Source organism: Pseudonocardia ammonioxydans, from assembly GCF_900115005.1.
GTDB lineage: Bacteria > Actinomycetota > Actinomycetes > Mycobacteriales > Pseudonocardiaceae > Pseudonocardia > Pseudonocardia ammonioxydans.
Genome location: NZ_FOUY01000100.1, coordinates 1 through 7,985 on the forward strand (window position 1 = coordinate 1; position 7,985 = coordinate 7,985).

The window sequence follows — 7,985 nt, forward strand, 5'->3', positions numbered from 1 at the left end:
ACGCACGTCCTCCCCTGGGGGAAAACCGTGATCGCCGTGGGGGAATTACGTGATCGCGACACCCTCACACTGGGGGAATTTCATGATCGTCGACACCGGCGCGGTAGCCGGCCACCCAATCCAGATCATCGGCGAAGCCGCCCTGGGCCCGCCGGGCTGATATTTCGCGGGCCGGGACGGGACTCGGGCGCGTGTGCTCGGCGAAGCGCCGCCCGGCCTGTCCGCGGTGCACCGCAGCGGCCACCAGGCGCGCACCTACGGCACCAGCGCCGAGGCTCGACCCCGTTCTGCAGGACCCACCGGGCCGACGTAATCCCTGTTCACAACGTTCGCCACGTCCGGCCCCTGCCTGTGGTCGGCGGTGATTGCTGCGGGTCCACCGCCATCTGGGCCACCGGAAGCCCAGGCTTCATGCACGGCTCTAATCCCGTGTGTGTCAGCGATCGTCGGCGGCGACGATGGCCTCAGCGCGGTCGGTGGCACGGGCCAAGCGGTGATCGGTAGTCACGACCACGGTGTCGAGTTGGCTGGCCAACTCCACATAGAGAGCATCCAGCAGGCGCAGACGCCCGCGCCGGGCCCAGGCCCCGGGCAGCAAGGCGGTCAACGGGTGGCGCGTGAGCGGCATCGCGGCCACTGCGGCCACCGCCGCGTCCACCTCGTCAACGGTCAGCTCACCGGCGCGCTGGAGCCGGCCAAGCGCCGAGAGCACTTCGGCCTCACAGTGCGCCGGGGCGTGTAGCACGGTGCCCGACAGCCGCCGCGCGACAGCGGCGGCCAGCTCGGTACCGGCCAGCAGATCCACCACCACCGAGGCATCGACCACCACCATCCGATCGGCGACAGCCCGACCCCGCGACGCCGCCGACCTCGCCGGCGGACCTGTCGCGGACGCGGGCGGGCTCGCCTGCTCGGGCACGCTCACTCGCGAGCCCCGGGCTCGGGGTCGGCGTCGAACTCGGCGCGGGCGGCGTCGAGCGCGGCCGCCGCCGTCGTGTGGGCGACCGGTCGCCGCGGTGCCGGCAACTCGGCCAGCCACGTGTCGGTGGCCTGCCGGTCGAGCTCGGCGGCCAAGGCCTGCTGGGTCAACGCGGACACATTCAACGACTGTGCCCGTGCCCGGGCGGCCAACTCGTCCGGAACCCACACATTCAACCGAGCCATACACACACAATACACAACGGGGCGCGAGAGAATCCGGCGTCCCTGCGCTCCGGGTTGACGATCGCCCCGCTATGGATGTTGACCTCCGCTGACGGGTGTCGACGACGGCGTCAGCGAGCATGCAGACCAGAATCAGACACTTCGGTCGGTGGTGGTTGGCACGGTGGCGGCCTGATCGTGGCGGCGCCGCCGATGTAGCTGCGGCTGCCCGTGCGCTTTCGGCGAGAATCGGCGTGCGCCGATACCGGATCGGCGCCACCGCACTGTCCGACCGATCCATTGATGACGCTCATCAGGTCATCAAAACCCGCGCCGCCGCCGACCTGCCCGAGATCTGGTCCGGGCACAGCCTGCGCCGCGGCTGCGCCAAGCCTACGCCGCCGGAGTCGACGAACTGGCCATCATGCGCCACGGCCGCTGGCGCTCCGCCGCGGTCATGCGCACCCACATCGCCGAAGCCGACCGCCACCGGGCCCACAGTCCCATCACCGCCCTCGCCGACCCCACCACGCCCGACCCGCCCACGCGCCGGACCCGGCCACCACAGCACGAAAAGCCCTCGCCGCACCTCGATCCGGCGAACGTCCTCCGACCGCGCCCGCCGCCCCACACGCGGTACCCCGGGCTGCCTGGTCCGGTCAGCGGTCTGCTGGCGCGCCATCTCCGCGCGATCCGGACAGGCAGCGCAGCTTTCCTGGTCAAATGAAGGTGATGCGCGGTGGCCAGGGCGTCGGCGAGCAGTTGCCGCAACCCGGTCGCGGCGATCACCGACGAGACACCGACGCGGACACGGGTCGCGATCAGCGCGTTGCGGCCCTTCACATCGCTGTAGTCACGCCCGGCACCCTGCTCGGCGTCACCGAAGGTCTGCCCGACGGTGTCGTCGAGGTCAACGAACGCGAGCTGTCCGGCGCGGCCCAAGGTCGGGGTCGCGGTGACCACACGAGCCAGCGGCCGGGCGGCGACGGCATCGGGCTGGCGGACATGGCCGAAGCGCCACGCCCGGCCCGGCGTGAACTGCCCCACTCGACAAGAATACCCTTAGGGGGTATAGGTGTAGGGGTCATTTTCGCTTGAGCAATCGAGAGCAGGAGGGAAACCATGATCCACGTTGGTCGTGCCGCGGCTCGTCCGTAGCAAGAGCAGATCCAGCAGGTGCAGTCGATGCTCGACCGCCTGTAAGCCCCGAAGCCAGGCCGCTGCCGGCATCGCCCCCGGGCGTCGACAGCTCCCATCAGGCGTCCGGGGAACAGGGCAAGCCACACCGGCGCCGGATAATTCGCAGGTGCGGCCGCTGTCCTGACGACGCTCAGTGATCGGACACAGCCTCGGCCATCGACAGGCCGAGGCCGTGTACGGCGGGGACGGCGAAGATGCCGCCGCCCACCGACGAGCCCCGCCAAGGCGCCGATGATCGCCCTGAACACCGCGGCGAGCACGGCGACCGTCAGCATCTCCGGTCGCTCCGCATGGCAGCGCCGCGAAGGTCTCGGCCGGGGTGGGCCTCCACCAGTGCTGGTTGTCCCGGCGTCACCACCGGGGTGGCCCTACATCGAACAGGAGATCGCCATGACGACCCCTGTGCCCCCGGCATCCTCGCCGACCCGCCGTCCGGCCGCATCGGATCGACTCGGTCCGCTGCGCGGCGTCCAGCGTGGACTGGTCACCTGGCTGGCCGCCTACAGCGTCGCAGCGCTGCGGATCAGCCTGGGACTGGTCATCACCGGGTTCGGCGCCCTGAAGTTCATCCCCGGCGCCTCCCCGGCCGAAGCGCTGGCAGGCCGGACCACCGAGGCGCTGACCTTCGGCCTGGTCGGCGGCACCACCGCGGTCGTGGCCACCGCGGTCGTGGAGACCGTGATCGGGCTGAGCCTGCTGACCGGGCGGCTGCTCAAGGCCGCGATGGTGGGGATGGTCGGCTGGCTGATCGGGATCATGTCGCCGGTCGTGCTGTTCCCCGCCGAGATGTTCCCGGGTGGGCTGCCCACCCTGGCCGCCCAATACGTGCTCAAGGACATCATCCTGGTCGCCGCGGCCCTGGTCGTCACCGCCAACGTACTGGGCGCCCGGTTCGTGGCCCCGCCGCGCCGCACGGCATGACAGGTCGCGACACGACCAGGCGCCCGGACACCACACAATTTTCGACGTGAGGGTGGAACTGGAACCGGCAGGCGCCGAGCCCGGCGAGGATGAGGCTGCTGACGAGGAGGCGGACCTGGCGTCCAGCGCCCGCCAGGCGCGGCGACCTCGCCGCCGGCCGCGGTGCGGCACAACGCTGCCTTCGAGGACCTGCGCGCGGTCGACGACGACCAGCGGCGCGGCGGAAACACCCGCGGGGGGTGTGGCAGGATTGTCGGCCTGGTGAGCAACTTTGTCCGGATCACGTGCTGTGGTCGAAGCTGGGTCGGGCCGGACCGCGCGCACTGCTGTGGCCGCAATGGCGGCTGTGGGCACGTGTTCGACGACCCCGACTTGTGGGATGCCCACCGCGCCGGTGACGTGTGTCGGGATCCACACCAGCTGAGGCTGGTGCAGACCAAGAACGGAATCTGGGTCCGCGGCTGACACCACCCGGTGCCGCCTCGGGTGCCTGCTACGTTGCAGTGTGTGACGAGGTTGGTGGGGCGGCGAGTCACGCTGCGCGACCCGTCGCGATCGCGGCCCGGCCTCGTCGGCGTCGTGGCTGGGCCCACTAGCGCCGATCTGGACTACGCTCGCGAGGTCTACACCCCGCACGGCCTCGGCCCCGACCACGGGCAAGTCCTGGTGCGCTGGCAGCCCGACCAACCAGAGAAGGGCACCTGGCACTGGACTGGTGAGCTGCGCGAACTCGACTCGGCGGCGCACCCAGCAACGAGTGAATAACCGCCGGTACACCAACTGGCGGGCCGTCGCCTGTGATAGAGGATGACCACTTCCCAGCAGGGGCCCCGCGCTCCCCCAGCCACTCCCGGCGCGCCCCGAAGATCACACAGCGTCACGCTTCGTTACTCGGAACGGCTCAGTATCCGCCACCGCCGCCGACCACTGGAGACGTCACTGGTACGCCGCACTCCTCATGCTCGGAGACGGTTGATGCCTTGACAGCAGACGGCTACGAGTCCTCGATGATCGCGCAGACGGTGACAGGTTGTTCGTCGGTGCAGTCATCGGCCCGCTGACGCGTCTCGGCAAGGGTCGTGCGGAGGGCGAGGAGTTCGGCGACGGCGGAGTCGAGCTCGGCGATGCGGGCGTCGAGCAGGTCGCGGACCGTGGCACATGGAGGGATTCCGCCGCTGCGAATGGCGAGCACCTCGCGGATGTCGTCCAGGTGCAGGCCGAGGGTGCGGGCACGGCGGATGAAGGTCAGCAACTCGACGTCGTCCGGACTGTAGAGCCGGTAGCCGGCCGTGGTCCGCTCGGCTTCGGGCAGCAGGCCCTTGGCCTCGTACACCCGCATCGCCTTGCGGGTCAGGCCGGCCGCCCGGGCGGCGGGCCCGATGGTCAGCTGCTGTCGCGCCATGTCACGCCTCCTCCCTTTCTCCAGTGTTGATCCGGCCCCAGGGGCCGGGTTCTAGCGTCGCAGACGTACCGATCGAAACGCGAGAAAAGAGGTGATGACCATGCCGTTCCGCGAGGGTGAGGTCTTCCGCTGCCCGGATGCCGACTGCGGGTGCGAGCTGACCGTGACCAAGGCGGCTCCGCCCGCCTGCACGGGCCCGCCGGACGCCCCGACGTGCTGCTGCGGCAAGACCATGGTCAAGAACTCCGCGTAGGGGTACTACGATGCCGAGCGGGGGCCATCCCGGTGGTGTTCCCCCCCGTGCCACCGGGATGGCCGTCGTGCGTCCCCGCCGGCCTACGCGGCGGCGTTGTCGTCGAGGATGGCCCAGACAGCGGAGCGGGGTCCTGCGGCGTTAGTTGGCCCCGCGTGGGACGCGGGTGGGTGGTGCGGGTGGGACCAGGAGCACCGGGCGATCGCTGGCGCGTAGCAGGCCGTGGGACACCGAGCGCCCGCGCAGCAGTCGGGTGAGGCGTTCGCCGGGGGTCTCACCGTGGGTGCCGACCACGCTGCACAGGGCGTTGTGCTCGGCAGCCAGGCGGCAGAGCAGGGCGACGGGGTTGCCCTGGGTGGCGTAGTAGGTCCAGGGGACCCCGGCCGCGGTCAGGACGGTGTCCACGCGGTCGCGTTCCTCGGCCAGGGTGGCGCGGGCATCGTCTTCCCAGGTCGACGAGTCCGGGTCGACGGGATAGTCGATCAGGTCGATGGTGTGGACGGTGTGCACTGCGGCGCCCAGACGGGCGGCGAGATCGGCCGCGGTGATCAGCGCGTGGTCAGCGACCTCGTCGTGGGCGTAGCCGGCCACGATGCTGACCTGCCCCTGCCCGCTGGCGCCGGGTTGGCCGTCCAGGCGCACCGTCTGCCCCTCGCCGGGTTCCGATTCGCGGGGGCTGCCCATCGTCGACCTCCTTGGGACGGGCCGCGGACGCGGCCGGTGGTTAGAGCTGGGCGAGGGCGAGGCCGAGCAGCAGGCCGGTGGCCGCGGCGCCGAATCCGGCCAGGACGCTGCCGGCCGCGTTGAGCACCGCCAGGGTGCGGGCCTCGTTGGCGGCCAGGGCGCGGGTCTCGTAGCCGAAGGTGCTGTAGGTGCTCAACGCGCCGCAGAACCCGGTACCCACGAGTTCTGGAACCCAGCCGGCGGTGTGCCCGGTGAGAGCGAGCCCGGCCAGCAGGCCGAGCACCGCGCAGCCGACGACGTTGACGGTGAAGGTGCCCCAGGGAAACAGGGAGCGGTGGCGCGCTTGCACGGCCTGGTCGAGCAGGTAGCGCAGCGGCGCACCCACCGCGGCGCCGAGCACCACCCAGACCGCGCTCACCGCAGGCTCCGGCCGTGCTCGCACTCGCCCGCCCGGCCCCGGCGGCGGCGGGTGTCGACGCGACGGGCAAGGCCATGGATCATGCCGGTGAGGCTGGCCGCTGCCGTGACCGCGGCCACCGCGGCCAGCAGCGTGCCCAGCAGATAGGCCAACGCCAGCCCCGGCCGGGCGGCCCGGGCCAGGTCGAGGGCCTCGACGGCGTAGGTGGAGAAGGTGGTGAACCCACCGAGCACCCCGACCCCGAGCAGGGGGCGGACCAGCCGGTGGGCGTGGACCACGTCGGTGATCACGACCATCAGCACCCCGATCAGGGCGCAACCGACCACGTTGATCCCGAACGTCGTCCACGGAAATCCGCCGGACGGCGTGGGCCAGAGCTGCCCGGCGCCATAGCGGGCCAGCGCACCCAGCGCACCGCCGGCGGCGATCACGGCCACCGTGTCCAGCTGGGGCCTGGGCGATCTCGCGATGGGTGCGTCGGCGCCCTCAACGGCCTGATCGAGTGTGTCGATATCCGGGTCGACCGCCTCGCCGGCCACCCGGCCGGCGGTGTCGTGCTCGGGCTGAACCGACTCTTCAGGTGCTGGCACCGCTTCGACCTCAACTCCCTGCCCGCAGGCCACGACAACACTCGTGGGGGCAGGAACCATTGGCCGCCAGCCCTCAGGCCGAGGGCGGGCTGCGGTTGGGACCGGCGAGTTCCACCACCGGACACCACGACCGCGGTCGTGGTGCGCTGCACATCCTAAACCGTCACCGCGTGGGGCGCCGCCGTACACCGACATCTCAACGCCGGTCATCGAGACCGGCTACGCCATCATCGTCAGCGGCGGCAGCCAGCGTGGCAGTAGCTACGGTCACCCCTTCTGAAACAACGCCGGATGCCACCAGTTCGGGCGTAGCTCGTGCGTCGTGACGAGGCTGTGCCGGGCGGTGCCGATCGGAGACGACACCGCCCGGGGAAGAGCGCCGATCTGGGACAACGCACGGCGGTCAGGTGGACTTGGGGTCGTCGTCGGGCATGGATTCCTTGCCGACCTCGTGCGCCAGCACTTCGGTGGGGTGGGCCTTCCCGCCGACGTGCGCCTCGGCCCGGGCACGCGCGACCAGGTGTGGGTAGTGCAGGTCGAACGCCGGGCGCTCGGAACGGATCCGGGGCAGCTCGGTGAAGTTGTGCCGCGGCGGCGGGGACGAGGTCGCCCACTCCAGCGAGTTGCCGAAGCCCCACGGGTCGTCGACGTCGCAGACCCGGCCGAACCGGTAGCTCTTGAACACGTTGTAGATGAACGGCAGCGTCGAGGCACCGAGGATGAACGCGCCGATCGAGGAGATCGTGTTCAGCGTGGTGAACCCGTCGGAGGGCAGGTAGTCGGCGTAGCGGCGCGGCATGCCCTCGTTGCCCAGCCAGTGCTGCACCAGGAACGTCAAGTGGAACCCGACGAAGGTCAGCCAGAAGTGGATCTTGCCGAGGGTCTCGTCCAGGAACCGGCCGGTCATCTTCGGGAACCAGAAGTAGATGCCGCCGAAGGTCGCGAACGCGATCGTGCCGTAGAGCACGTAGTGGAAGTGCGCCACCACGAAGTAGGTGTCTGATACCTGCCAGTCCACCGGCGGCATCGCGAGCAGGACGCCGGTCAGCCCGCCGAACAGGAACGTGGTCAGGAACCCGAGCGCGAACAGCATCGGGGTCTCGAAGGTGATCTTGCCGCGCCACAGCGTGCCGATCCAGTTCACGAACTTGATCCCGGTCGGGATGGCGATCAGGAACGTGGTGAAGGAGAAGAAGGCCAGCAGCACCGCGCCGGTGGCGTACATGTGGTGCGCCCACACCGCGACCGACAGTGCTGCGATCGCCATGGTCGCGAAGATCAGGCCCTTGTAGCCGAAGATCGGCTTGCGGGCGAACACCGGGAAGATCTCCGAGACGATGCCGAAGAACGGCAGCGCCACGATGTAGACCTCGG

The 7,985-nt window shown here is 70.4% G+C and carries 12 protein-coding genes; 3 read left to right on the forward strand and 9 right to left on the reverse strand.

The window, feature by feature from the left end; all coding sequences use genetic code 11:
- Window positions 1-64 precede the first annotated feature (64 nt).
- The 4 genes from BM093_RS35625 to BM093_RS33835 all read right to left on the reverse strand — a co-directional run bounded on the left by BM093_RS35625 (window position 65) and on the right by BM093_RS33835 (window position 2,106).
- Entirely contained in the window at window positions 65-244 is a 180-nt protein-coding gene (locus BM093_RS35625) for a hypothetical protein (RefSeq protein ID WP_143105694.1), read from the reverse strand.
- Between the two features lie 192 nt (window positions 245-436).
- Window positions 437-832 carry a type II toxin-antitoxin system VapC family toxin gene (locus BM093_RS33825; RefSeq protein ID WP_093357273.1) on the reverse strand — a complete coding sequence of 132 codons (396 nt, stop codon included), beginning with the start codon at window positions 830-832 and terminating at the stop codon, window positions 437-439.
- An 89-nt stretch (window positions 833-921) separates the two neighbouring features.
- On the reverse strand, window positions 922-1,164 hold the full coding sequence (locus BM093_RS33830) for a type II toxin-antitoxin system CcdA family antitoxin (protein ID WP_093357275.1): 243 nt from the start codon (window positions 1,162-1,164) through the stop codon (window positions 922-924).
- A 372-nt stretch (window positions 1,165-1,536) separates the two neighbouring features.
- Window positions 1,537-2,106: a hypothetical protein gene (locus BM093_RS33835; RefSeq protein ID WP_093357278.1), complete on the reverse strand. Its 570-nt coding sequence runs from the start codon at window positions 2,104-2,106 to the stop codon at window positions 1,537-1,539.
- A 627-nt stretch (window positions 2,107-2,733) separates the two neighbouring features.
- On the opposite strand from BM093_RS33835, the gene BM093_RS33840 reads away from it, so the two are divergent.
- Both BM093_RS33840 and BM093_RS38530 read left to right on the forward strand, forming a co-directional pair.
- Complete coding sequence (locus BM093_RS33840; RefSeq protein ID WP_218163059.1) at window positions 2,734-3,264, forward strand: hypothetical protein; 531 nt, start codon at window positions 2,734-2,736, stop codon at window positions 3,262-3,264.
- A gap of 261 nt (window positions 3,265-3,525) precedes the next feature.
- The gene (locus BM093_RS38530) at window positions 3,526-3,729 is read left to right on the forward strand and encodes an FDXHR family putative zinc-binding protein (protein WP_093357293.1); all 204 of its coding nucleotides are present in this window, start codon (window positions 3,526-3,528) and stop codon (window positions 3,727-3,729) included.
- Window positions 3,730-4,258: 529 nt separating this feature from the next.
- On the opposite strand, the gene BM093_RS33850 is transcribed toward BM093_RS38530, so the two are convergent.
- Window positions 4,259-4,666, reverse strand: coding sequence for a MerR family DNA-binding protein (locus BM093_RS33850; protein WP_093357280.1), 408 nt, complete (start codon window positions 4,664-4,666; stop codon window positions 4,259-4,261).
- 100 nt (window positions 4,667-4,766) lie between these two features.
- Here BM093_RS33850 and BM093_RS36420 point away from each other — a divergent pair, with 100 nt between their 5' ends.
- Window positions 4,767-4,919 (forward strand): hypothetical protein, encoded by a 153-nt coding sequence (locus BM093_RS36420; protein ID WP_177238879.1) that lies wholly within the window; start codon window positions 4,767-4,769, stop codon window positions 4,917-4,919.
- Window positions 4,920-5,060: 141 nt separating this feature from the next.
- Here the strand turns inward: BM093_RS36420 and BM093_RS33855 are convergent, their stop codons facing one another.
- From BM093_RS33855 to BM093_RS33870, 4 genes are all read right to left on the reverse strand, one after another.
- Window positions 5,061-5,603 carry a universal stress protein gene (locus tag BM093_RS33855; protein ID WP_093357282.1) on the reverse strand — a complete coding sequence of 181 codons (543 nt, stop codon included), beginning with the start codon at window positions 5,601-5,603 and terminating at the stop codon, window positions 5,061-5,063.
- A gap of 40 nt (window positions 5,604-5,643) precedes the next feature.
- A complete protein-coding gene (gene crcB, locus BM093_RS33860; RefSeq protein ID WP_093357286.1) occupies window positions 5,644-6,021 on the reverse strand; it encodes a fluoride efflux transporter CrcB in 378 nt (125 codons plus the stop codon).
- Window positions 6,018-6,458 carry a fluoride efflux transporter CrcB gene (gene crcB, locus BM093_RS33865; protein WP_245773988.1) on the reverse strand — a complete coding sequence of 147 codons (441 nt, stop codon included), beginning with the start codon at window positions 6,456-6,458 and terminating at the stop codon, window positions 6,018-6,020. Before crcB (BM093_RS33865) ends, crcB (BM093_RS33860) begins: the two co-directional genes overlap by 4 nt.
- Window positions 6,459-7,014: 556 nt before the next feature.
- The coding region (locus BM093_RS33870) for a cytochrome c oxidase subunit I (RefSeq protein ID WP_177238880.1) at window positions 7,015-7,985 on the reverse strand (971 nt) is incomplete at its 5' end.

What these genes read in the sequence shown, in the direction of transcription:
- BM093_RS33825 (WP_093357273.1), bottom strand. Translation starts at nt 832, where the DNA reads ATGGTGGTGGTCGATGCCTCGGTGGTGGTGGATCTGCTGGCCGGTACC.
- BM093_RS33830 (WP_093357275.1), bottom strand. Translation starts at nt 1,164, where the DNA reads ATGGCTCGGTTGAATGTGTGGGTTCCGGACGAGTTGGCCGCCCGGGCA.
- BM093_RS33840 (WP_218163059.1), top strand. Translation starts at nt 2,734, where the DNA reads ATGACGACCCCTGTGCCCCCGGCATCCTCGCCGACCCGCCGTCCGGCC.
- BM093_RS33850 (WP_093357280.1), bottom strand. Translation starts at nt 4,666, where the DNA reads ATGGCGCGACAGCAGCTGACCATCGGGCCCGCCGCCCGGGCGGCCGGC.
- BM093_RS36420 (WP_177238879.1), top strand. Translation starts at nt 4,767, where the DNA reads ATGCCGTTCCGCGAGGGTGAGGTCTTCCGCTGCCCGGATGCCGACTGC.
- BM093_RS33855 (WP_093357282.1), bottom strand. Translation starts at nt 5,603, where the DNA reads ATGGGCAGCCCCCGCGAATCGGAACCCGGCGAGGGGCAGACGGTGCGC.